Below are 21,103 nucleotides of genomic sequence, written 5' to 3' on the forward strand. Positions count from 1 at the left end.
GGGCGGCTCAGGGCATGGCGGTCAACAACATCAGACCCGGTAAAGCTGGGACCTGAGGTCAGGACCGCGACCCGTACCGGAAATGCAGCATCAGGATGGTGAGCGCGGCACCGAGCACGATGCCCACCGGAAGCAGAAACTGGGTGCCGAAGAGCCGGTCCAACCCGAAGCCGATGCCGCCGTACACCACGACACCGCCGATCAAGTAGGACAGGACCCGCCAGCCGTCGCCCGAATTGGGGGGTGATGGCTTCGGATCCTGGTTCTCGCTCATTGGCACCCGCAACGTACCAGTTGGCGACAGATCCGGTCACATCGGCCCCCGTAATCTCCACCACAGCAGGGGAATCGTTACCGGCGGTGCTCATGCCGTCACTTCTTTGTCCAGGTCGTAGATCGGCACCCGGAGCCGGGACCAGGCCCAGATCTCGCCGGCCATCCAGCCCATCACGACCACCATCGCGCAGATCCCCAGCGCGGTCAGATTCACGTTCTGGGCCAGGGCGTCGGAGTTCAGCGCGATCGCCAGCAGGCCGCCGAAAATCGCGATCCGGCCGGTGTAGGAGGCCATCGCGACCGCGAGCTGGGTGGTCGGCGACGTCCGCCGGGACAGGTGCAGCGCGAGCAGGCCGACGCCGGAGAAGATGATCACCATCAGCAGCCCGAGCAGCGCGCCCCACAGGCCCTTGAGGCCGGCGGCGACGGTCGAGACCGCGGCGGCGTTGACGCCGACGACGACGGCTGCGACCAGAGCGCCACGCAGCATTGCCAGCGCCGGGTGCTTGGTAGCTTGGCCGGCGATTTCGGGGCTGTGGGCCATGGGAGCCATCTGGTGGTTCCGTCCTGCTGGCGAAACTGGTCTCGCGGCCAGCTCGTCGGGTTGGGCGGGGTCAGGGGTGTCGCTGTTCTTTACTGATGCCTTGCTGGTGCTTGTGAAAACTAGCACAAAGTCTTCATTGTCAGCAAACGCGACAGGAACGCACACCCCGGCCCGCTGTACACGAACACCTTATCGGTAGGCCACGACTCCCACTGGTCTGGTCCCCGGAGTGCTCGTTCTGCTAGCCGGCCGCCGGTGGGCCGGCCGGGAGCTCGTCGATCGTCAAGGTGCAGCCGTCGAGCCGTGCGGTCAGCGTACGGAGGGCGGCCGTGACTTCGGCCGGATGCCCGCGCCAAGCCGCGAGCCTGGGCTCGAGCTCCGGATCGCGGGCGTAGTCGTCCAGCGGAAGCCCCATCCGCTCGACGAACCAGAACGCCACCAGCCGGTACGCGGGGTCGACGCGCTGCCCCGGAGTGGGTGCGCAGCGGTCGATCCGGGCGATCTTGCCCGCGAGTTCGCCGGCCACGTCACGGGCGAGCGAACCCGTACGCTCCGGGCCGACCGCGAGTTGCACCGCGGCCGGGCTGTTCACGGCGGTCTCGCTCGCCAGCGTGAACGGGAACAGCTCCGGACCCGCCTCGGCGGCCACGCGATCCACCATCGCCTTGACCGCGGGCAGGTCGCTGCGATGCTCGGTCAGCAGACACACCCGCGTACGCCCGTCCAGGCAGGCAATGTGTGGCGTGGCGGCGGCGTATACCGGCACCGGAAAGGCAATCGAGGCGACAATCACACCGACCGCCGCCCAGCCGACGGTTCTGCGCTTCGGGTAGGCCAGGAATACGGCCGAAACCACCATCGCGGCGGCAACGAACAATCGCATTCCGGCGAGCCAGGAATTCAGCGCGACTTCACCGGACGGATGGCCCGACATTCCGCTGAACGGCAGAAACGAAAGCCAGCGGGAATCCCTGCCGGTGCCAAGGTCCGCGCCGATCAGGATCAGCCAGAAGATGCCGGCGGCAACTATCGCGGTACGCCGGCGGATCGCGCGGACCAGGAGGGCGGCGGTTGTCGCGACCGCTGCCAGCCAGGCGATCGGTACGAGCAGGAAGAGCAGCGGCGGGGCGTCACCGGCCGTACGGATCGTCCAGAACAACGCCGGGGCGGCACCGACGAGCCAGCCGGCCAGCACCGCGGCGACAGCCCTGCGCTGGGTTTGCCGGGTCGCCAGAAGCAGCACTGCCAGCGCCACGCTCGGCAGAATCACGATCAGTGTCGTGGACAGTACGCGGGCCGTCTCCGCCCAGGATGCGTAGCGCAGCCCGGACATCATCCGGCTGGTCAGGAGCGCGGTCGGCAACAGCGTCGCGCCCGCCAGCAGGGCGGAAGCCGGCCAGGACTTGCTGGACATCTCGATCCCCTCCCACAGCGGAGGACGCCCGGCGGCAGGCCCGAAGCTTGCCGCCGGGCGCCGTCACGGCCTCAGCACTCCTTCTGCTTGACCCCTTGCCAGGTGCCGCCGGAGGAATCCTTCAACTTGCCGTAGACCTCTTTTTGGTGACCGAGATCGGCACAGGCGCCCTTGGCGGTCACCTCGAAGTTCGTGCCGGTCCCGGTGCCCGTTGCCACCACACCGTCGACGCCCCAGTAGCTCTTGAACAAGTTGATCGTCAGCCGGACGTTGCCGGTACAGCCGCGCCGGCTACCGCTGACCCAGACATTGTTGCCGTTCGAATCCGGCGGCGCGACGTAATGCGCGCAAGCCTGCGCCGATTCCGTCGTACCCCAGGCCGCCATTGACAATCCACCCGCCGCGGCGGCGCCGATAGCGGTCGCCGCAATTGCCCGAATCATTACTCGCTGCATTGTCATCCACTTTCCCCTGTAGTTTTCTGACATGCGTGACTTTTCCACTACAGAGCGGGACCGGGAAGCGACAATCAGTACAAATCACCCAGACAAACGTTTGTACGGGTCGGGGCTCAGACCTTGGCGAGGGGTTTGCGGTTTCGGCGTGGGAGGCCGGTGGTGAGGGCTACCGCGGTGACGCCCACGACGAGGACGATCAGGGCGGTCCACCAGTAGAGGGCGAGGCCGAGGACGACCACGCCGTACGCGATCAGGGCGGTCCAGAGGTACATCAGCAGGACCGCGCGGCGGTGGGAATGTCCGCGTTGCATCAGGCGGTGGTGCAGGTGCTGCTTGTCCGCGGCGAACGGTGAGCGGCCGGCCTTGGTGCGGCGGATGTACGCCAGGGTGAGGTCCAGCGCGGGGATCGCGAGGATGGCGATCGGCAGGACCAGCGGGAGCAGCGCGGGCAGCAGGCTGGAGCCGCCGACCTCGTACGGGACCGCGTTCGGGTCCATCTGCCCGGTCAGGCTGATCGTCGACGCGGCCAGCATCAGCCCGATCAGCAGGGCGCCGGAATCGCCCATGAAGACCCGGGCGGGGAAGAAGTTGTGCGGGAGGAAACCGAGGCAGGCGCCGGCCAGCGCGACCGTGATCAGGGTGGAGGTGGTGGCGCGGTCGAGGTTCTCGTGCACGTTGAGCAGGTACGAGTACGTGAAGAAGGCGGTGGCACCGATCGCGGTCACGCCCGCGGCCAGGCCGTCGAGGCCGTCGACGAAGTTCACCGCGTTGCAGCAAGCCAGGAGGATGCCGGCCGTCAGGACCGCGAGTAGTGCGGGTGACGGGGAGATCACGCCGCCGGGTAGCGGGAGCCAGTACAGCTGGATGCCCTGGACAACCATCACGCCGACCGCGAGGACTTCGCCGGCGAGTTTGGTGACTGCGTCCAGCTCGTACAGGTCGTCGATCACGCCGACCGCGCAGATCACCACGCCGCCGGCCAGGATCGCGCGGGCGTCGTGGGCGACCTGCAGGCTGTTGCCGAGGAACGGCAGGTTGGAGGCGACCGCGAAACCGGCGATCAGGCCACCGAGGATGGACAGGCCACCGAAGTACGGGATCGGGACCTTGTGCACATCCCGCGACCGCACCTTGGCGACCGCGCCGTAACGCACCGCAATCTGCCGAGCCACACCGGTCAGCAGAAAAGTCGTGGCCATCGCCACGAACAGGACCAGCAGGTACTCACGCACTAGTCCGCAGGCCTCACATCAGAGTCGGTCTTCTCCCCATTAGACGCCCGCCCACGCTGATCAGTTGGCTTCTCCCCCAACTTCTCCTCCCCACCAGTCCCCGCCCCATCACCAGCACCCGCCGCCGTCGCGTCATCCGCCGCCGGCTTTTCCGGGGCGGTCGCCGGCTCTCCAGCGTCAGCTGTCGTCGCCTCGGCACCAGCTGCCGTTTCCCCATCCGGCTTGGGCTCGGGCGGCGTGGGTTCGTCGTCTGTGGTTACTTCGGGGACGACGGCTCGGAGCTGCTCCAGGGACAGGGCGCCGACGCGTACGACCCGCGGGGTTTCGCCGGTGATGTCGACGATGGTGGACGGTTGGGCGCCGCTGACCTCACCGCCGTCCAAGTACACCGCGACCGACTCGGCCAGTTGCTCTTCCGCGTCGTACACGTCCAGCGCGGCCGGCCGGCCCGACTTGTTGGCCGAGCTGACGGCGAGTGGGCCCGTGCGCGACAGCAGCTCGCGGGTCTGCTCGTGATCCGGCACCCGCAGAGCGACCGTGCCCTGCGATTCCCCGAGGTCCCACAGCAGCGACGTCTGCGCGTGGCAGATCAGCGTCAGCGGGCCGGGCCAGAACTCCTGCGCCAGCTTCCGCCCGCTGTCGGGTACGTCGGTGGCGAGCGCGTCCAGCGACTCCACCACCGAGATCAGCACCGGCGGCGGCATGTCGCGGCCGCGGCCCTTGGCGTCGAGCAGCCGCTGCACGGCGTCTGCTTTGAAGGCATCGGCAGCCAGCCCGTACACGGTGTCGGTCGGCAGCACCACGAGGTCCCCGGCCTCGATGGCGTCGACCGCCGCACGGTACGCAGGTGCCAGTTCGTCCCCGGTGAAATCGAAGCGCTCACTCACGGAGTGAATCGTGCCACTCACTCCGGCCGCGACTCCAACCGGGCCGACCATGACATTCGATTGTCAGCTTTCCGGACGGAGCGCCCGAAGCCTCTCTAAGATCCCGGCCATGACTGTGACGCGTGAATTTCTCGCCGGTTTGCCGAAGGCCGAGCTGCATGTCCACCACGTCGGGTCCGCGTCGCCGCGGATCGTCGCCGAGCTGGCCGCGCGGCATCCCGGGTCGCCGGTACCGGCCGATCCGGGTGCGCTGACCGAGTACTTCAAGTTCAGCGACTTCGCCCACTTCATCGAGATCTACCTGAGTGTCGTCGAGCTGATCAAGACGCCCGAGGACGTCCGCCTGCTCACGTACGAGATCGCCCGCGAGATGGCCGGGCAGCAGAACCTCCGGTACGCCGAGCTGACCGTCACGCCGTACACCTCGGTGATCCGCGGGATCGCGGCCGAGGCGTTCTGCGAGGCGATCGAGGACGCGCGGATCGCGGCCGAGAAGGACTTCGGCCTGGTGCTGCGCTGGATCTTCGACATCTCCGGCGAGGACGGCATCCCCGGCGCGGACGAGACGTTGCGGATCGCCACCAAGATCCGCCCGGAGGGGCTGGTCGGGTTCGGCCTCGGCGGGCCGGAGATCGGCGTACCGCGCCCGCAGTTCCAGCCGCACTTCGAGGCGGCGATCGCGGCCGGACTGCACAGCGTGCCGCACGCGGGCGAGACGACCGGCCCGCAGACGATCTGGGACGCGGTCCGGGTGCTGAAGGCCGAGCGGATCGGTCACGGTACGTCGGCGATGCAGGACCCGGCCCTGGTCGACTACCTGGGCGAGCACCGGATCCCGCTGGAGGTCAGCCCGACGTCGAACATCGCCACCCGCGCGGTCGACTCGTACGACGTACACCCACTGCGCGCGATGGTCGACGCCGGTTTGGTGGTCACGATCAACTCCGACGACCCGCCGATGTTCGGCACCGACCTGACCAACGAGTACGTGGTCGCGTCCCGCCTACTCGACCTGGACCCGGCCGGCGCCGGCGAATTCGCGAAAACCGCCGTCCGCGAGTCCTTCGCCGAGGACTCCGTGAAGGACGCCCTCCTCACCGAAATCGACAGCTACGTCACCCAGAACGGGTAGCAGGCAGGAGCGGAAGTCAAACGTTGGAACCAGGTGCGTGGCCGGGTCGTCCCAGGTTCGTTCACAGTGACTACTGAGGAGGACCAGATGTCTGAGCGCAACAAGGTGACACCGGAGGAGAGGGCGCAGCTGCGGAAGCTGGCGGACGAGGGGCGGGCCGCGAACAACATGAAGGACGGCGTGAAACCGCGCGGCACCGAGCACGGCGGCAGGCCCACCGACGGGACCTCTCGCGGCCGGACCACAGGCTCGCAGCACCCCGGACGCCAGTAGGACCCGGGCGGGGCGGGCTCCCGGCAGCGCCGAGGTGCAGGTGGCTGAGGGTCAGATGCGGCGGCCGGTGGTGAATCTGTTGCGGGCGGAGAGGTCTTGGTGGTCGCGGACCTCGGTGAAGTGGGTGGTGGCGGTGAAGACTGCGGGGGCTGATTCGCCCTGGACGTCGGCGTGTTCGCAGGCGAACCAGCCGCCGGGTGCCAGCAACCGCCCGGCCGTCGCGGCCACCACCTTGATCTCGTCGAGCCCGTCGTCACCGGACCACAGCGCGAGTGCCGGGTCATGGTCGCGTACTTCGGCCGTGACCGACTCCCACGCGGTCAGCGGGATGTACGGCGGGTTGGAGATCACCGCATCCACCCGGCCGTCGAGCTCCGGCAGGCAGCCGTCGATGTCGCCCTCGTGCAGGATCGCGCCGGTACCGGCCAGGTTCCGCCGGGCCCAGGTGACGGCTTCCGGTGAAAGCTCGACCGCGTGCACCGTACTGTCCGGCCGCTCCGTCGCGACCGCCCCCGCGATGGCGCCGGACCCCGTACACAGGTCCACCACCAGGGGGTTCTTCACGCCGGCGATCCGGTCGAGGATCCACCCGACCATCACCTCGGTCTCCGGTCGCGGCACGAACACCCCCGGGCCGACCGCCAGCTCCCGGTACCGGAACGCAGCCGTCCCGGTCAGATGCTGCAACGGCTCCCGCCCCGCCCGCCGCTCGATCAGCTCCTCATACCGAACCCGCTGCTCAGCCGTAGGCTCCGCAAGCTGCAACCGGCTGGACCCGGTCACAAACGCCATCAACTCCCCCGCATCAAACTCCGGCGAAGCCACCCCAGCCCCCCGCAACCGCTCAACCCCTTGAGCCACAACCACCCGTACACCAGGCTCTTCTGCGTTCACTGGGCTTCTACGGCCTCGAGGCGGGCTGCCAGGTCGGCGTCTGTGAGTGCTTTGATGACCGGCTCCAGCTCCCCGCCAAGGACCTGATCGAGGTTGTGCGCCTTGTACCCCACCCGGTGATCCGAGAACCGGTTCTCCGGGAAGTTGTACGTACGCACCCGCTCCGACCGGTCCACGGTACGAATCTGCGACCGCCGCGCATCCGACGCCTCCTGATCGGCCGCCTCCTGCGCCGCCGCCAGCAACCGCGACCGCAGCACGCGCATCGCCTGTTCCCGGTTCTGCAGCTGGGACTTCTCGTTCTGCATCGAAACCACGATGCCGGTCGGGAGGTGGGTGATCCGGACCGCGGAGTCGGTCGTGTTCACACTCTGCCCACCCGGACCGGACGACCGGAACACGTCGATCCGCAGGTCGTTCAGGTCGATCTCGACGTCGACGTCCTCGGCCTCCGGCAGCACCAGCACCCCGGCCGCCGACGTGTGAATCCGGCCCTGCGACTCAGTCACCGGCACCCGCTGCACCCGGTGTACGCCGCCTTCGAACTTCAGCTTCGCATACGGCGCTTCGCCCGGCTCCGGCGTACCTTTCGCCTTCACCGCGACGGTGATCGACTTGTACCCGCCCAGGTCGGACTCGGCCGAGTCCAGTACCTCGGTCTTCCAGGCTTGCGTCTCGGCGTACTTGAGGTACATCCGGAGCAGATCGCCCGCGAACAGCGCGGACTCGTCGCCGCCTTCGCCGGCCTTGATCTCGAGGATCGCGTCCTTGTCGTCGTTGGGGTCACGCGGTACGAGCAGCGTCTGCAACCGCTCCGCCAGCTCCTCGCGCCGGCCGCTCAGCCGAGTGGCCTCCTCCGCGAACGCCGGGTCCTCGGCCGCCAGCTCACGCGCGGCCTCGATGTCGTCGCCGGTCTGCAGCCACTCGTCGTACGTCCGCACCACCGGCGCCAGCGCGGCGTACCGCTTACCGACCCGCCGGGCATTGGCCTGGTCGGAGTGCAACTCCGGCTGGGCCATCTGCCGCTCCAACTCGGCATACTCCGCCTTGAGCGACTGCACCGCCTCGAACATTTCGCACTCCTCCCTTCACCACACCAGTGATCATCGAATCACGTCAGCCCCGCGCAAAGGGGGTGCGGGTGGCGGAGCCCCCGCTCGCGGCAAGCGAAGCGCGCCGCACGACACGCGAAAGCGAGGTGGCCTGCGCAGTCCGCAGGCACACCTCGCCCAGAGCTTTCGACAACTACTTCTTCGCGTACCGCTTCTCGAAGCGGGCGACCCGGCCACCGGTGTCGAGGATCTTCTGCTTACCGGTGTAGAAGGGGTGGCACTGCGAGCACACGTCGGCGTGAATCACACCGTTCTCCGCGGTCGAGTGCGTGGTGAACGTGGCGCCACAGGTGCAGGTCACCGTGGTCTCCACGTACGTCGGGTGGATGTCGCTCTTCAAAACAGTCTCCTAGGTTCAGGTGCCCCGGGTCGTCCGCACGGTACGAACGTGAACCGGAACCAGCTATCCAGTCTGCCATGCCCCGCCACCCCACCGGAAATCCGGCCCCCACCGCCATTTCAGTGGTTAACCCCCAAAACCGCCCCTTACTGCCCCGCATGCGGGGCACTAAGGCGCAATCTCACAGGTGAACCTCTGAAATGGCACGGCGGTGGGGCGTGGCTCAGTCGCCGTTGGTGGTGCTGTGCGTCGTACCGGTGGACGGGGTGGTTTTGTTGACCACCCCACCCCAACCGTCTTTTCTCAGTCGCCGTTGGTGGTGCTGTGCGTCGTGCCGGTGGACGGGGTGGTTTTGTTGACCACCCCACCCCAACCGTCTTTTCTCAGTCGCCGTTGGTGGTGCTGTGGGTGGTACCACCGGTGGACGGGGTTGTCTTGTTCACCTGCAGCAGGAACTCGATGTTCGACTTGCTCTCCTTGAGCTTGCCGATCAGGAGTTCGAGTGCCGCCTGGCCGTCCAGGGCGGACAGTACGCGGCGCAGCTTCCAGACCACCTGGGTCTCGTCCTTGGACATCAGCAGTTCCTCGCGGCGCGTGCCGGAGGCGACCACGTCGATGGCCGGGAAGATCCGCCGGTCGGCGAACTCGCGGCGCAGCCGGAGCTCCATGTTGCCGGTGCCCTTGAACTCCTCGAAGATCACCTCGTCCATCTTCGAGCCGGTCTCGATCAGCGCGGTGGCGAGGATGGTCAGCGAGCCGCCGTCCTCGATGTTCCGGGCCGCACCGAAGAACCGCTTCGGCGGGTACAGCGCGGACGAGTCCACCCCACCGGACAGGATCCGCCCGCTGGCCGGCGCCGCGATGTTGTACGCGCGTCCGAGCCGGGTGATCGAGTCGAGCAGCACGACCACGTCATGCCCGAGCTCCACCAGCCGCTTCGCCCGCTCGATCGCCAGCTCCGCGACCGTGGTGTGGTCGTCGGCCGGCCGGTCGAAGGTGGAGGCGATGACCTCACCCTTGACCGTACGCTGCATGTCGGTGACCTCTTCGGGCCGCTCGTCCACCAGCACGACCATCAGGTGTACTTCGGGGTTGTTCGTGGTGATCGCGTTCGCGAGCGCCTGCAGCACCATCGTCTTACCGGCCTTCGGCGGCGAGACGATCAGGCCGCGCTGGCCCTTGCCGATCGGGCTGACGATGTCGACGATCCGGGTGGTCAGGATGCCCGGTTCGGTCTCCAGCCGGAGCCGCTCGGTCGCGTACAGCGGGGTGAGCTTGTTGAAGTCCTGCCGCTGCTTGGCGATCTCCGGGTCCGCACCGTTGACGGTGTCGATCCGGACCAGCGGGTTGAACTTCTCCTTGCGCTCGCCCTCCTGCGGCTGCTTCACCGCGCCGGTGATCGCGTCACCCTTGCGGAGGCCGTAGCGCTTGACCATCGAGAGCGCGACGTACACGTCGTTCGGGCCGGGCAGGTAGCCGCTGGTCCGGACGAACGCGTAGTTGTCGAGGACGTCCAGGATGCCGGCCGCGGGGACGAGGACGTCGTCCTCGCTGATCGTCGGCTCGGTGTCGTACCGCTCGCCGCGGCCACGGCTCCGGCTGTTGTCGCGGTCCCGGCCACCGTCCCGGCCGTCGCGACCGTCCCGGCCGTCGCGGTTGCCGGTCTGGCCGTCGCGGTTCCGGTCCCGGTCGCGCCCCCGGCGACGCCGCCGGCGGCCCTCGCCTTCCTCGCCCCGGTCGTCGTTCCGGCTGTTGCCCCGGTCGGTGCCCCGGTCCGAGCTCCGGTCAGTGTTGCGGTCCGAGCTCCGGTCGGTGTTGCGGTCCGAGGTGCGGTCCGCGTTCTGGTCGGCCCGGCTCCGCTGGTTGTCGCCGCGGTTGTCCCGGTTGTTGTCACGACCACTCTCACGACCGCTGTCACGGCCACTTTCACGACCGCCGTCACGGTTGTCGCGCTGACCGTCCCGGCTCGCGTCCCGGCTCTGGTTGTCGCGGCTCCGCTGATCGCCCCGGCTGTCGCGGCTGTTGTCGCGGGCACGGTTGCGGTTCTGGTTGTCACCGCGGTCATCGGCCCGGTCGTCCGTACGCGTCTCGGCGCGCTCAGCGGCACCGTTCTGCGCGGACGTGCTGCCCTGCGCGTTCAGGGTGCTGTTCTGGGCAGCAGCGCCATGCTGTGCACCCGCGCCGTTCTGCGCGGCGTTCTCCGCCTGCGCACCCTGCGCCTTCACCACAGAAGCCTCGCCAACAGCGGAGGCGGTGGTGCCAGCGGCGCCAGCGGCCGGCTGCGCGGCATCGGACGGCGGTACGTCGGTCCCGGCGTCCTTCTGGGCCGCGGCGCGGGTCCGGCGGCTGCCACCTTCGCGCTTGGCCGGCGCCGACTTCGCGGCGGCGGACTTGGCCGGCGCGGAGTTCGTGGACTCGGCGGCCTCGTCGAGCGTCGGCTGCGTCGGCCGGCCGGCCGGAGCCTTCGCCCGGGAACCCCCGGTCGCACCGCCCGCGGAAGCCCCGGCGGAACCGCCGGAACCGCCGCCCTGAGCGGCCTTGATCGCCTCGATCAGCTGGCCCTTGCGCAGCGCGCCGGTGCCCTTGATGCCGAGCGTCCCGGCGAGCTGCTTCAGCTCGGGGAGCAGCATGCCCTCGAGGCCGCCACCAGCTTTCCGGCGACGCGACGCGGTACCGGCCGCGGCGTCTGCTCCGCTGGAGGCTTCAACAGTTTCTGTCACGTGAGGTCCTTCCCACACGGATCGTCGGCGTCCGAAAGGCTCACCGACCGAATTTCACCCACGACCACACAACGGGCACGTGGGATACAAGAGGCTCTCGCTCGATCTGAGTCCCCCCGGACATCTCCGACGCAGGCGGCGCAAGGTCACATCCACAGGAGGGTCGCCACACAACACAGGGTGCCGGGAGCACAGCCCGGATCGTGACGAGAGTTCACCGATCACCTGGAGGGGATCGGGTGAGTCGAGACTAGCACCACTACAGGTCCTTCTGCCGACCCGAGGGGTACAACGCGTGTCAGCCGCGCGGCATTCCCCGCCTCAGCCGGCTTCCATCGACCAGACCTGTACGCCGACTGGATCGATCCCCAGCTCGTACCTGGTCCAACCGTCCGGTGCCTCCGGCGCACCCCGGAACGACACCGCCCGGCCACCGGAACCAGCGCCCTGACCTGCGGTTTTGCCATCCGGCTGGGCGAGCACGGCGACCGTCGGCCCGGCGCCGCTGATGATCGCGGCCAGACCACTCCCGCGCAGCTTGTGCACCAGCGCGAGGCTCTCCGGCATGGCCGGCTCGCGGTACTCCTGGTGCAGCAGGTCCTCGGTCGCCGTCAGCAACAGCTCGGGGTGCCCGGTCAGCGCCGCGACCAGCAAGGCGGCCTTTCCGGCGTTGGCCGCCGCGTCGGTGTGGGAAACAACGCCCGGAAGGAGCCCGCGCGCCTCCTTGGTGAGCACCCGATTGTCAGGTACATAAGCGATCGCGGCGATTCCGGCCGGCTCCAGCTTGATCGCGCGGCCACCTGGATTCGGCACTCCGCTTTCGGTCCAGGCGATGGTGAAACCGCCAAGGGCAGCGGCCGCGACGTTGTCGGGGTGGCCTTCGAGCTCGTTCGCCAGGACGACGAGGCGATCGCGGTCGAGCGGGACGCCCGCCAACGCGTACGCCGCCGCCAGTCCGCCGACGATTGCGGCCGAGGACGAGCCGAGTCCGCGGCCGTGCGGAATCCGGTTCTCGCAGCGAAGGGTGAAGCCGGGCACCGGGGCATCCAGCGCCTCGAGCCCGGCCCGGATCGATCGCACCACGAGGTGCGTTTCGTCCAGTGGTACGTCGTTTTCGCCCTCGCCCGTGACCTGAACGGTGATCCCGGATCCACCTGGGGTCACGACCAGGTCGTCGTACAGCGTCAGCGCGAGACCGAAGGCATCGAAGCCGGGGCCGAGGTTCGCACTCGTCGCGGGCACCCGGACCCGTACCTGGTCACACGGCCGCCGGCGCCCGTCTGCTTCCTGGCCGTCCATTTCCGCTGCCGGCATCTCAGGACAGACCGGCGACGCGCGCGACGGCGTCGGTGTCGGCGGGGGTGACCGGGGACTTGTCGACGGCCGCGTGGTCGAGCGCGGTGTCGATGTCCTTCAGGCCGTGGCCGGTGACGGTGATCACCACCGTCGAGCCGCCCGGCAGCCAGCCCTGCGCCTTGGCGTGCAGCAGACCGGCGACCCCGGCCGCGGACGCCGGCTCGACGAACACCCCTTCGCGCGCGGCCAGCTCACCCTGCGCGGCCATGATCTGCTCGTCGGTGACGCTCTCGATCCGCCCGCCGGACTCGTCCCGCGCGGCCTCGGCCAGCGTCCAGGAGGCCGGGTTGCCGACCCGGATCGCGGTCGCCAGCGTGTCCGGCCGCTCGACGATCGCGCCCCGCACGATCGGCGCCGCGCCGGCCGCCTGGAACCCCCACATCTTCGGAGTACGGGTAGCCAGCTTGTCCTTGGCGTACTCCTGGTAACCCTTCCAGTACGCCGCGATGTTGCCGGCGTTGCCGACCGGAAGCAGATGCAGGTCCGGAGCATCGCCGAGCGCGTCGCACACCTCGAACGCCGCGGTCTTCTGCCCTTCCAGCCGGACCGGGTTCACCGAGTTCACCAGGGCGACCGGATAGTTCTTGCCGAGCTCCCGCACGATCCGCAGGCAGTCGTCGAAGCTGCCGTCGATCTGCACCAGCTTGGCGCCGTGCACGACGGCCTGCGCGAGCTTGCCCTTCGCGATCCGCCCAGCGGGGATCAGCACCAACGGGAGCATTCCGGCGCGTACGGCGTACGCGGCGGCCGACGCGGAGGTGTTTCCGGTCGACGCGCACACCACCGCCTTGTCGCCGGCCTGCGCCGCGAGCGAGATCGCCACCGTCATGCCGCGGTCCTTGAACGAGCCGGTCGGGTTGTTGCCCTCGACCTTCAGCCAGACCTCGCAGCCGGTCTGCTCGCTCAGCCACTGCGCGGCCACCAGCGGCGTGCCGCCCTCGCCGAGCGTGACCACCGGCGTGTCCGCCGAGACGGGAAGCCGGTCTCTGTATTCCTCGATCACGCCGCGCCACTGGTGCACCATTGAATTACTCGCCTTCTACCCGCATCACACTGCTGACTTCACGGACGATGTCCATGTCCCGCAAGGACTCCACGGTCGCGGACAACGCGGCATCGGTCGCGGTGTGGGTGACCACCACCAGCTGCGCGTCACTGCCCCGGCCCTCCTGACGGACGGTCTGGATCGACACGTCGTGCTCGGAGAACGCGTGGGCCACCGCCGCCAGCACACCGGCCTTGTCGGCCACGTCCAGCGACACGTGGTAGCGGGTCATCGCCTCGCCCATCGGCCGCACGGCCCGCTGGGTGTACGACGACTCGCCGACCCCCGGCACACCCTTGAGCCGGTTGCGCGCGGCGGACACCAGATCCCCGAGGACAGCACTGGCCGTCGGGGCGCCGCCGGCACCACGACCATAGAACATCAGCTGCCCGGCCGCTTTGCTTTCCACGAAGACGGCGTTGTACGCGTCCCGGACGTTGGCCAGCGGATGCGTCAGCGGGATCATCGCCGGGTACACCCGGGCGCTGACCGAGTCGGTCCGCTCGTCCAGCTCGCAGATCGCCAGCGACTTCACCACACAGCCCATCTCCCGGGCGGAGGTGATGTCGGTCGCGGTCACCTCGGTGATGCCCTCCCGGTGCACGTCGGCGATCGAGACCCGGGTGTGGAACGCCAGGCTGGCCAGCAGCGCCGCCTTCGCGGCCGCGTCGAACCCCTCGATGTCCGCGGTCGGGTCGGCCTCGGCGTACCCGAGCGCCTGCGCCTCTTCGAGCGACTCGTCGAAGCCGGCGCCGGTGCTGTCCATCTTGTCCAGGATGTAGTTCGTGGTGCCGTTGACGATGCCCATCACCCGGATCACGTCGTCACCGGCGAGCGACTCGCGCAGCGGCCGCAGGATCGGGATCGCGCCGGCCACGGCGGCCTCGAAGTACAGGTCGCGCTGGTACTTCTCCGCGGCCGCGAAGAGCGTCGGGCCGTCCTCGGCGAGCAGGGCCTTGTTCGCCGTCACGACCGAGGCGCCGTGCTCCAGCGCGGTCAGGATCAGGCCGCGGGCGGGCTCGATCCCACCGATCACCTCGATCACCAGGTCGAGGTCACCGCGGGACACCAGCGCCTGCGCGTCGGTCGTCACCAGCGCCGGGTCGACCGCGATGTCGCGGGCCCGCCCGGCCCGGCGGACGGCGATCCCGGCGATCTCCAGCCGGGCCCCGACCCGGGCCGCGAGATGATCCGCCTGCTCGGTCAGGATCCGCACCACTTCGGTGCCGACCACACCACAACCGAGCAGGCCGACCTTGAGCGGCTAAGTCGGATCGTAGCCATGTCGTTCTGTGAGCCAAGGAGTTGGTCTTGTGAGTTGTCTTCCTAAGACCGCTTGGCCTCCGACTTCCGCGCTCGGCCGTCCTTGACCGCGATCACCGGCGGCCGCGGTACGTGGTTGTAGTTGCTCGCCATCGACCGGCAGTACGCGCCGGTGCCGGGGACCGCGATCAGGTCGCCGGGCCGGACGTCGGCGGGCAGGAACTCGTCCTTGACCACGATGTCACCGGCCTCGCAGTGCTTCCCGACCACCCGGGCCAGCGTCGGCTCGGTGGACGAGTACCGGTTCGCGAGCGTGCAGGAGTAGTCGGCGTCGTACAGCGCGGTGCGGATGTTGTCGCTCATCCCGCCGTCCACGGACACGTACGTCCGGGCCGCGCCGGCGTCCAGCTCGACCTCCTTGACGGTGCCGACCGAGTACACCGTGCACATCGCCGGGCCGACGATCGCGCGACCGGGCTCGACCGACACTTGCGGGACCGGGATGTCGTGCTCGTGGCACTCGTGCTCGACGATCTTGCCCATCTCGGTGGCCAGCTGGGCCGGGTCCGACGGGTCGTCCTGGGTGGTGTACGCGATGCCGAACCCGCCGCCCAGGTCGAGCTCCGGCATGTCCACGCCGATCTCCTCGGAAACCCTTGCGTGCAAGGCGATCACGCGCTTCGCGGCCACCTCGAACCCGGACGAGTCGAAGATCTGCGAACCGATGTGCGAGTGCAGGCCGAGCAGCTCGAGCTCCGGCGCTTCGTTGATCCGGGCAACGGCTTCGAAGGCCGCGCCGGAGGTGATCGAGAAGCCGAACTTCTGGTCCTCGTGCGCGGTCGCGATGTACGCGTGGGTGTGCGCCTCGACGCCGGCCGTGACCCGGACCATCACCGGCGCGACCACGCCACGCTCCTTGGCCAGCTCGATCAGCCGGGTGATCTCGAACTGCGAGTCGACCACGATCCGGCCGACGCCGGCGTCCAGCGCCCGGCCCAGCTCGGCCTCGGACTTGTTGTTGCCGTGGAACCCGAGCCGCTTCGGATCCGCGCCGGCCCGGAGCGCGACGGCCAGCTCGCCGCCGCTGCAGATGTCGAGGTTCAGGCCCTCTTCCATCACCCAGCGGACGACGGTCGTACAGAGAAAGGCCTTGCCCGCGTAGTACACGTCGACGCCCTTGAACGCGTGCTTGAAGGCGCGGGCGCGGGCCCGGAAGTCGTCCTCGTCCAGTACGTAGGCCGGGCTGCCGTGCTCGGCGACGAGATCGCGGACGTCGACCCCGCCGACCACGAGCGCGCCTTCGGCGTCCTTCTTCGCGTTCATCGACCAGAGCGAAGGGACCAGCTCGTTGGGGTCGCGGGGAGCGCGCAGCCAGGGCGGTGCCCGGTGGCCGAGGTCGGCGTGCAGCGCGCCCGCCTCGTGCGCCCTCACATCCGCTCCGGAGCGGAGACGCCGAGCAGGTCGAGCCCGTTGGCGAGCACGGTCCGGGTCGCGGAGACCAGGGTCAGGCGAGCCTTGTGCACCGGCTCCACCTCCTCGTCGCCGCGCGGCAGCACGCGGCAGCTGTCGTAGAACTTGTGGAACGCCGACGCGGTGTCCTCCAGGTAGCGCGCGATCCGGTGCGGCTCGCGGAGCTCGGCGGCGGTGGCGACGACGCGCGGGAACTCGGCCAGCGCGCGGAGCAGATCGCCCTCGCGCTCATGGTCCAGCAGCCCCGGATCGAACTCGTCCAGCTTGATGCCGAGATCGTCCGCGTTCCGCAGGATCGAGGCGAGGCGGGCATGCGCGTACTGGACGTAGAAGACCGGGTTCTCGCTGGCCTGCTTGGTCATCTCCTCGATGTCCAGCGTCAGCGGGGAGTCGGCCGGGTAGCGGCAGAGCGTGTAGCGGAGCGCGTCGACGCCGCCCTCCTCGACCAGCTCGGCGAGCGTGACGATCGTGCCGGCCCGCTTCGACAGCCGCATCTCCTGGCCGCCCTTGAGGATCTTCACGAGCTGACCAATGAGGATCTCGATGTTGTGCTCGGGGTCGTCACCAGCACAGGCGGCGATCGCCTTCAGCCGGTTCACGTACCCGTGGTGGTCGGCGCCGAGCAAGTAGATGCAGGTTTCGAAACCACGCTCGCGCTTGTTCACGTAGTACGCGGCGTCGGAGGCGAAGTACGTCGGCTCGCCGTTCGTACGGATCAGGACCCGGTCCTTGTCGTCGGAGAAGTCCGTGGTCCGCATCCAGAGCGCGTCGTCGGCGTCGTACAGGTGGCCTTGCTCGCGGAGCTTCTGGATCGCGTGCGGTACGCCGTCCTGCTCGTGCAGGCTGCGCTCCGAGAACCAGACGTCGAACTTGGTCCGGAAGTGCTCCAGCTGGTCCTGCTGCTCCTTCAGCTGCCGCTCGTACCCGGCTTCGCGGAACGCGACCGGCTGCTCGTCGGCCGGCAGCTCCGTGATCCCCGGCACCTCGGCGACGATCCGCTTCGCCAGGTCCAGGATGTACTCACCGTGGTACCCGTCCTCGGGAATCGGCTGACCGTGCGCGGCGGCCCGCAGGCTGGCGCCGAACTTGTCCATCTGGTTGCCGCGGTCGTTGATGTAGAACTCGCGCTTCACGCTCGCGCCGGCCGCGGTCAGCACCCGCGCCAGCGCGTCGCCGACAGCGGCCCAGCGGGTGTGGCCGAGGTGCAGCGGACCGGTCGGGTTCGCCGAGATGAACTCGAGATTGATGGTCCGGCCGTGCAGGCTGTCGGACGTCCCGTACGCCACGCCGGCCGCCAGGATCGACTGCGCGACCTTGCCCTGGGCATCGGCCGCGACCCGCAGGTTGATGAACCCCGGCCCGGCGATCTCCACCGCGGTGATCGCCTCGTCGTCGCGGAGCTTGACCGCCAGCAGCTCGGCGAACTGCCGCGGATTCAGCCCCGCGCGCTTCCCGAGCTGCATCGCGACGTTGGTTGCGTAGTCCCCGTGCTCGGGGTTCTTGGGCCGCTCGACCTTCAGCTCGCGCGGCAGCCCACCCTCGACGGTGATGGTCCCGTCGTCGGCGAGCGCAGCCAGGGCCTGCAAGATCTTCTCAGCGAGCTGTTCCGGAGTCACCGCCTCAGCCTAATGGGCCCCCACCCATTCCCTTGACTCCCCATCCACAGCCCGGTACGGCCGTCACTCCCAGGGGTTGACCAGTTCGAGTCCCGTGCCGACGAAGTCCTTGGTGTTGCGAGTCGCCAGAGCGGCGTCCGCCAACCGGCAGATCGCCGCGATCTGAGCATCGGCCTCGTCGATCGGGAGGCCGGCCCGCTCGCGGCCGATCACCACCTCCGGGTACACCTCCGCTGCCGCCGCGTCGAACGGCAGGATCGAATCGGCGAACTCCGCGAAGATCTCGGCGGCCGCCTCCGACAGCACGGTTCTCCGCCGGCCGGACGGCAGCCGCGCGATCCCGTACCGGATCTCGGCGACGGTGATGGCCGTTGTGTACAAGCCCATCGAGCTGTGCGTGGCGTACCAGCTCGTCACGGCCGGATCCGGCGCTGCCTTCATCAACTCGGAAGCTACGTTCGTGTCGAACACGATCATCAGTCGAAGTCAACGTCCCGGTGCGTACGGCTGCGCGGCGGGATGTCCAGCTCGACACCACCGAGCTCACTGAACCGCTCGTGCAACCGCTGCAGAATGTTCGGCTCGTCCTCGTCGGTACCGATGGCCTCGACGATGATGGCCCGGGCCTCCGCCTCCATCGAGCGGCCGTGCCGGGCCGCCCGGACCCGGAGACGATGCTTCACCTTGTCATCCAGATTGCGCACGATGATCGACGCCATCCCGGACCACCTCCCTCGCTATCAATGATAGCAGTCGCTCAGCCCTGGCTGCGTACGGTGACGGTCAGGTGGCTGTTGGGAAGCAGCGGGGTGTTCCAGGGGGATGGGGTGTTGTTGGTGGTGATGGTGAGGGTGGTGCAGGCGTTGGCGAGGCAGGTTGGGGTGTAGCGGAGGCCCCAGAGGGTGAAGAACTGGGCGAGGGTGGGGCGGTCGGAAGCGGACTTCGACTCGACCCAGATCACGCCGTCGGTGGTGTGGGTGTGTACGGCGGCCTGCTCCGCGCGCAGGCGGTCTACGCCGATGCCTGCTGGTACTTGGACGGGTTTGCCGTCGACCGTGACCGAGATGGTGAGGGTGTACGGGGACGGGCCGGAGAAGTCGAGCGGGAGGCGCTCGAAGCCGGCCTTGTCGATGTAGGAGACCGCGTCGCGAGGGGCGTCCCAAGGCGGTGGGGTCGTGCGCAAGTCGGCGGTCGCTGGTTGGGCAGGGGTGACGCCGCAGGCGCTGGCCAGGGCGGTTGCGAGCAGGAGGGCGGCCGTCGCCGGCCCCGCCCGGTGCCACTTGCCTGCTCGCATGCACAGCAGGTTGCCATGTGGCACCGGCGCGGCCCGCCGCCGGGGTCAGCCAGTACTGCGGCCGGGCGCCGGTCAGCGCTCCGACGGCATGATGATCCACAGGGCGATGTAGATGAGGAACTGTGGGCCGGGCAGCAGACAGCTGACGACGAAGATCAGCCGCATCGTGTTCGCGGAGATACCGAACCGGCGAGCGAGTCCGGCACAGACACCACCGATCCAGCGGTTGTTGGACGGGCGGACCAGAGAGCTAGCCATGAGTTCCGTTTCCTTTCCACCGTGAGCCTTACGTCCACTATGACGACACCCGGCACCGAACCGATCCCGACGCACCGAGGGTCCAGGGTTCACTCAGGGTGAACCTGGAGCGCGCCGGTCACCGCCCCGATTCGGGCATTCACCGAACTTCCTGCTACTGTTCTGCTCGTTCCTGAGCCCCCGTAGCTCAGGGGATAGAGCACCGCCCTCCGGAGGCGGGTGCGCAGGTTCGAATCCTGCCGGGGGCGCGAGCGATCTGGGCGATCTGTGTGCGGGTGGTGCTCGCACTTGGATCGCTCGTTGTGTTTTCTGGGGGTGCAACCCCCAGGCCCCGCCCGGCGGGGCTTCGCCCCCCGGACCCCCCACGCCGTGTGCTTGGCCGGGATGTTCTTTGTTGGGCTGCGCCCTGGGTGTTCTTTGGTGGGGTAGGCGCGGGATGTGCTTGTTGGGGTGTGGGTGGTGCTGGGGTGTGTGGTCTGTTAGAGGGTGAAGGGGACTAGCATCTTGGTTGTGCGTTTGTAGGGTGGGTAGGCGTCGGGGAATTGTTCGGTCAGGTAGCGCTCTTCGACGGTGGCGCTGTAGATGAAGTAGATGGCGGCCAGTGCGACGATGGTCAGCCAGGTCCAGCTCAGTGCCACTGCGGTGCCGATGGCGGCGACCAGGATGCCTGAGTAGATCGGGTGGCGGACCAGGCGATAAGGGCCGCTGGTGACCAGTTCCGGTTCGTTCTTCTGTGTCATCGGGGTGCCCCAGTTGCGGCCGATGTGCACGCGGGCCCAGATGCAGAACCCGAGAACGAGCAGGGCGAGGCCCAGACCGACCCGCCAGGGAGACGTGGTGAGTCGGTGGCCGCGCAGGACTCCCAGACGGTTCAGCAAGATCACCAGGACAACGATCACTGCCCTGATACCGGCGGTTCCAGTCTCGCACACCCCGGCCGCGAAGAACCGTCAGCTGTCGGGGAGGGCGAAGAGGGTCAGGGCTACTCGGGCGCGGCCGGGGGCGTCTTGGAGGTAGGGCTCTACGAGGGCGTGGAACTCGGTGCGGAAGGTGGTCATGTCTTCGGGGGTCAGGTAGAGGGCCAGTTGCAGGTAGCCGAGGTGGTCCATGCGGGGGTAGAGGTCGCCGGATTCGATGACCCGGTCGAAGTCGGCGGCGAGTCTGGTGAGCATCATCAGGAACAGCTGGCGGTGCTGGTCGGGCGTCATGGCGCGGGCCTCGTGCTGGTCCATGTGGCCCTTGGTCTTGTCGAGGCCCAGGGTGCGTTCGGTGGTGCCGCGGATCTTCCGTTCGCGGAGCACAGTCAGGTAGCCGGCGTCGATCAGGGCGGCGACGTGGCGGTAGAGCGTGGTGGCCGGGATGTCCGGCAGGTCGCGTTTCAGGTCGGTCGTGGTCACCTCGCGACCGAGCACGCGCTGCACGATGCGCAAGCGGACCGGGTGCAGCAGGACGTCCAGCACCGGGGTCTGCGACTCCTCCATCAGGCACTCCATCAGGGATCTTTCAGGGTATGTCATTG

The 21,103-nt window shown here is 68.7% G+C and carries 22 protein-coding genes and 1 tRNA gene; 3 read left to right on the plus strand and 20 right to left on the minus strand.

The genetic code is table 11. From position 1 onward, the window contains the following. Positions 1-58 precede the first annotated feature (58 nt). The 6 genes from ABD260_RS16235 to ABD260_RS16260 all read right to left on the minus strand — a co-directional run bounded on the left by ABD260_RS16235 (position 59) and on the right by ABD260_RS16260 (position 4,811). Positions 59-274, minus strand: coding sequence for a hypothetical protein (locus ABD260_RS16235; RefSeq protein ID WP_344234367.1), 216 nt, complete (start codon positions 272-274; stop codon positions 59-61). 90 nt (positions 275-364) lie between these two features. Next, the gene (locus ABD260_RS16240) at positions 365-829 is read right to left on the minus strand and encodes a Cg1360 family ATP-synthase-associated protein (protein ID WP_344234368.1); all 465 of its coding nucleotides are present in this window, start codon (positions 827-829) and stop codon (positions 365-367) included. 232 nt (positions 830-1,061) lie between these two features. After that, positions 1,062-2,234: a hypothetical protein gene (locus ABD260_RS16245; RefSeq protein WP_344234369.1), complete on the minus strand. Its 1,173-nt coding sequence runs from the start codon at positions 2,232-2,234 to the stop codon at positions 1,062-1,064. Positions 2,235-2,305: 71 nt separating this feature from the next. Then, positions 2,306-2,722, minus strand: a complete 417-nt coding sequence (locus ABD260_RS16250; protein WP_344234371.1) for a hypothetical protein — start codon at positions 2,720-2,722, stop codon at positions 2,306-2,308. An 83-nt stretch (positions 2,723-2,805) separates the two neighbouring features. Next, positions 2,806-3,924, minus strand: a complete 1,119-nt coding sequence (locus ABD260_RS16255) for a glycosyltransferase family 4 protein (protein ID WP_344234372.1) — start codon at positions 3,922-3,924, stop codon at positions 2,806-2,808. Continuing rightward, entirely contained in the window at positions 3,924-4,811 is an 888-nt protein-coding gene (locus ABD260_RS16260; protein ID WP_344234373.1) for an L-threonylcarbamoyladenylate synthase, read from the minus strand. The genes ABD260_RS16255 and ABD260_RS16260 overlap by 1 nt, the downstream gene beginning before the upstream one ends. Positions 4,812-4,920: 109 nt before the next feature. Between ABD260_RS16260 and ABD260_RS16265 the strand changes: the two genes are divergently transcribed. Both ABD260_RS16265 and ABD260_RS16270 read left to right on the plus strand, forming a co-directional pair. Continuing rightward, positions 4,921-5,943 carry an adenosine deaminase gene (locus ABD260_RS16265; protein WP_344234374.1) on the plus strand — a complete coding sequence of 341 codons (1,023 nt, stop codon included), beginning with the start codon at positions 4,921-4,923 and terminating at the stop codon, positions 5,941-5,943. Between the two features lie 87 nt (positions 5,944-6,030). Then, positions 6,031-6,216: a hypothetical protein gene (locus ABD260_RS16270; protein ID WP_344234375.1), complete on the plus strand. Its 186-nt coding sequence runs from the start codon at positions 6,031-6,033 to the stop codon at positions 6,214-6,216. A gap of 51 nt (positions 6,217-6,267) precedes the next feature. On the opposite strand, the gene prmC is transcribed toward ABD260_RS16270, so the two are convergent. The 12 genes from prmC to ABD260_RS16335 all read right to left on the minus strand — a co-directional run bounded on the left by prmC (position 6,268) and on the right by ABD260_RS16335 (position 19,584). After that, positions 6,268-7,110, minus strand: coding sequence for a peptide chain release factor N(5)-glutamine methyltransferase (gene prmC / locus ABD260_RS16275; RefSeq protein ID WP_425553348.1), 843 nt, complete (start codon positions 7,108-7,110; stop codon positions 6,268-6,270). Beyond that, complete coding sequence (gene prfA / locus ABD260_RS16280) at positions 7,107-8,183, minus strand: peptide chain release factor 1 (protein WP_344234377.1); 1,077 nt, start codon at positions 8,181-8,183, stop codon at positions 7,107-7,109. Before prfA ends, prmC begins: the two co-directional genes overlap by 4 nt. A 172-nt stretch (positions 8,184-8,355) precedes the next feature. Continuing rightward, complete coding sequence (gene rpmE, locus ABD260_RS16285; RefSeq protein ID WP_167207944.1) at positions 8,356-8,562, minus strand: 50S ribosomal protein L31; 207 nt, start codon at positions 8,560-8,562, stop codon at positions 8,356-8,358. A 383-nt stretch (positions 8,563-8,945) separates the two neighbouring features. Continuing rightward, entirely contained in the window at positions 8,946-11,282 is a 2,337-nt protein-coding gene (gene rho / locus ABD260_RS16290; RefSeq protein ID WP_344234378.1) for a transcription termination factor Rho, read from the minus strand. Between the two features lie 321 nt (positions 11,283-11,603). After that, entirely contained in the window at positions 11,604-12,596 is a 993-nt protein-coding gene (thrB, locus tag ABD260_RS16295; RefSeq protein WP_344234379.1) for a homoserine kinase, read from the minus strand. Position 12,597: 1 nt separating this feature from the next. Continuing rightward, positions 12,598-13,662 (minus strand): threonine synthase, encoded by a 1,065-nt coding sequence (gene thrC, locus ABD260_RS16300; protein ID WP_344234380.1) that lies wholly within the window; start codon positions 13,660-13,662, stop codon positions 12,598-12,600. A gap of 4 nt (positions 13,663-13,666) precedes the next feature. Then, positions 13,667-14,917, minus strand: a complete 1,251-nt coding sequence (locus ABD260_RS16305) for a homoserine dehydrogenase (RefSeq protein ID WP_425553349.1) — start codon at positions 14,915-14,917, stop codon at positions 13,667-13,669. Between the two features lie 1,456 nt (positions 14,918-16,373). Continuing rightward, entirely contained in the window at positions 16,374-18,032 is a 1,659-nt protein-coding gene (argS, locus tag ABD260_RS16315) for an arginine--tRNA ligase (RefSeq protein WP_344234382.1), read from the minus strand. 63 nt (positions 18,033-18,095) lie between these two features. Beyond that, the gene (locus tag ABD260_RS16320; RefSeq protein ID WP_344234383.1) at positions 18,096-18,509 is read right to left on the minus strand and encodes a type II toxin-antitoxin system VapC family toxin; all 414 of its coding nucleotides are present in this window, start codon (positions 18,507-18,509) and stop codon (positions 18,096-18,098) included. Continuing rightward, positions 18,509-18,751 carry a FitA-like ribbon-helix-helix domain-containing protein gene (locus tag ABD260_RS16325; protein ID WP_344234384.1) on the minus strand — a complete coding sequence of 81 codons (243 nt, stop codon included), beginning with the start codon at positions 18,749-18,751 and terminating at the stop codon, positions 18,509-18,511. The genes ABD260_RS16320 and ABD260_RS16325 overlap by 1 nt, the downstream gene beginning before the upstream one ends. 38 nt (positions 18,752-18,789) lie before the next feature. Next, a complete protein-coding gene (locus tag ABD260_RS16330) occupies positions 18,790-19,326 on the minus strand; it encodes a hypothetical protein (RefSeq protein ID WP_344234385.1) in 537 nt (178 codons plus the stop codon). 72 nt (positions 19,327-19,398) lie between these two features. Beyond that, positions 19,399-19,584 (minus strand): PspC domain-containing protein, encoded by a 186-nt coding sequence (locus tag ABD260_RS16335; RefSeq protein ID WP_344234386.1) that lies wholly within the window; start codon positions 19,582-19,584, stop codon positions 19,399-19,401. A 176-nt stretch (positions 19,585-19,760) separates the two neighbouring features. Here ABD260_RS16335 and ABD260_RS16340 point away from each other — a divergent pair. Continuing rightward, positions 19,761-19,832 (plus strand) — tRNA-Arg (locus tag ABD260_RS16340). Between the two features lie 231 nt (positions 19,833-20,063). Here ABD260_RS16340 and ABD260_RS16345 read toward each other — a convergent pair. Together ABD260_RS16345 and ABD260_RS16350 are read right to left on the minus strand one after the other, a co-directional pair. Then, the gene (locus ABD260_RS16345; RefSeq protein ID WP_344234387.1) at positions 20,064-20,468 is read right to left on the minus strand and encodes a methyltransferase family protein; all 405 of its coding nucleotides are present in this window, start codon (positions 20,466-20,468) and stop codon (positions 20,064-20,066) included. A gap of 66 nt (positions 20,469-20,534) precedes the next feature. Then, complete coding sequence (locus ABD260_RS16350) at positions 20,535-21,065, minus strand: helix-turn-helix domain-containing protein (protein ID WP_344234388.1); 531 nt, start codon at positions 21,063-21,065, stop codon at positions 20,535-20,537. Between the last annotated feature and the right edge of the window lie 38 nt (positions 21,066-21,103).

This window comes from Kribbella hippodromi, assembly GCF_039531045.1.
Classification (GTDB): Bacteria; Actinomycetota; Actinomycetes; order Propionibacteriales; family Kribbellaceae; genus Kribbella; species Kribbella hippodromi.

Excerpts from the sequence above, each read along its gene's own strand:
- ABD260_RS16235 (WP_344234367.1), bottom strand. The coding sequence starts at position 274 with ATGAGCGAGAACCAGGATCCGAAGCCATCACCCCCCAATTCGGGCGAC.
- ABD260_RS16240 (WP_344234368.1), bottom strand. The coding sequence starts at position 829 with ATGGCTCCCATGGCCCACAGCCCCGAAATCGCCGGCCAAGCTACCAAG.
- ABD260_RS16245 (WP_344234369.1), bottom strand. The coding sequence starts at position 2,234 with ATGTCCAGCAAGTCCTGGCCGGCTTCCGCCCTGCTGGCGGGCGCGACG.
- ABD260_RS16250 (WP_344234371.1), bottom strand. The coding sequence starts at position 2,722 with ATGTCAGAAAACTACAGGGGAAAGTGGATGACAATGCAGCGAGTAATG.
- ABD260_RS16265 (WP_344234374.1), top strand. The coding sequence starts at position 4,921 with ATGACTGTGACGCGTGAATTTCTCGCCGGTTTGCCGAAGGCCGAGCTG.
- ABD260_RS16270 (WP_344234375.1), top strand. The coding sequence starts at position 6,031 with ATGTCTGAGCGCAACAAGGTGACACCGGAGGAGAGGGCGCAGCTGCGG.
- prfA (WP_344234377.1), bottom strand. The coding sequence starts at position 8,183 with ATGTTCGAGGCGGTGCAGTCGCTCAAGGCGGAGTATGCCGAGTTGGAG.
- thrB (WP_344234379.1), bottom strand. The coding sequence starts at position 12,596 with ATGCCGGCAGCGGAAATGGACGGCCAGGAAGCAGACGGGCGCCGGCGG.
- thrC (WP_344234380.1), bottom strand. The coding sequence starts at position 13,662 with ATGGTGCACCAGTGGCGCGGCGTGATCGAGGAATACAGAGACCGGCTT.
- ABD260_RS16320 (WP_344234383.1), bottom strand. The coding sequence starts at position 18,509 with ATGATCGTGTTCGACACGAACGTAGCTTCCGAGTTGATGAAGGCAGCG.
- ABD260_RS16325 (WP_344234384.1), bottom strand. The coding sequence starts at position 18,751 with ATGGCGTCGATCATCGTGCGCAATCTGGATGACAAGGTGAAGCATCGT.
- ABD260_RS16330 (WP_344234385.1), bottom strand. The coding sequence starts at position 19,326 with ATGCGAGCAGGCAAGTGGCACCGGGCGGGGCCGGCGACGGCCGCCCTC.
- ABD260_RS16335 (WP_344234386.1), bottom strand. The coding sequence starts at position 19,584 with ATGGCTAGCTCTCTGGTCCGCCCGTCCAACAACCGCTGGATCGGTGGT.
- ABD260_RS16350 (WP_344234388.1), bottom strand. The coding sequence starts at position 21,065 with ATGGAGGAGTCGCAGACCCCGGTGCTGGACGTCCTGCTGCACCCGGTC.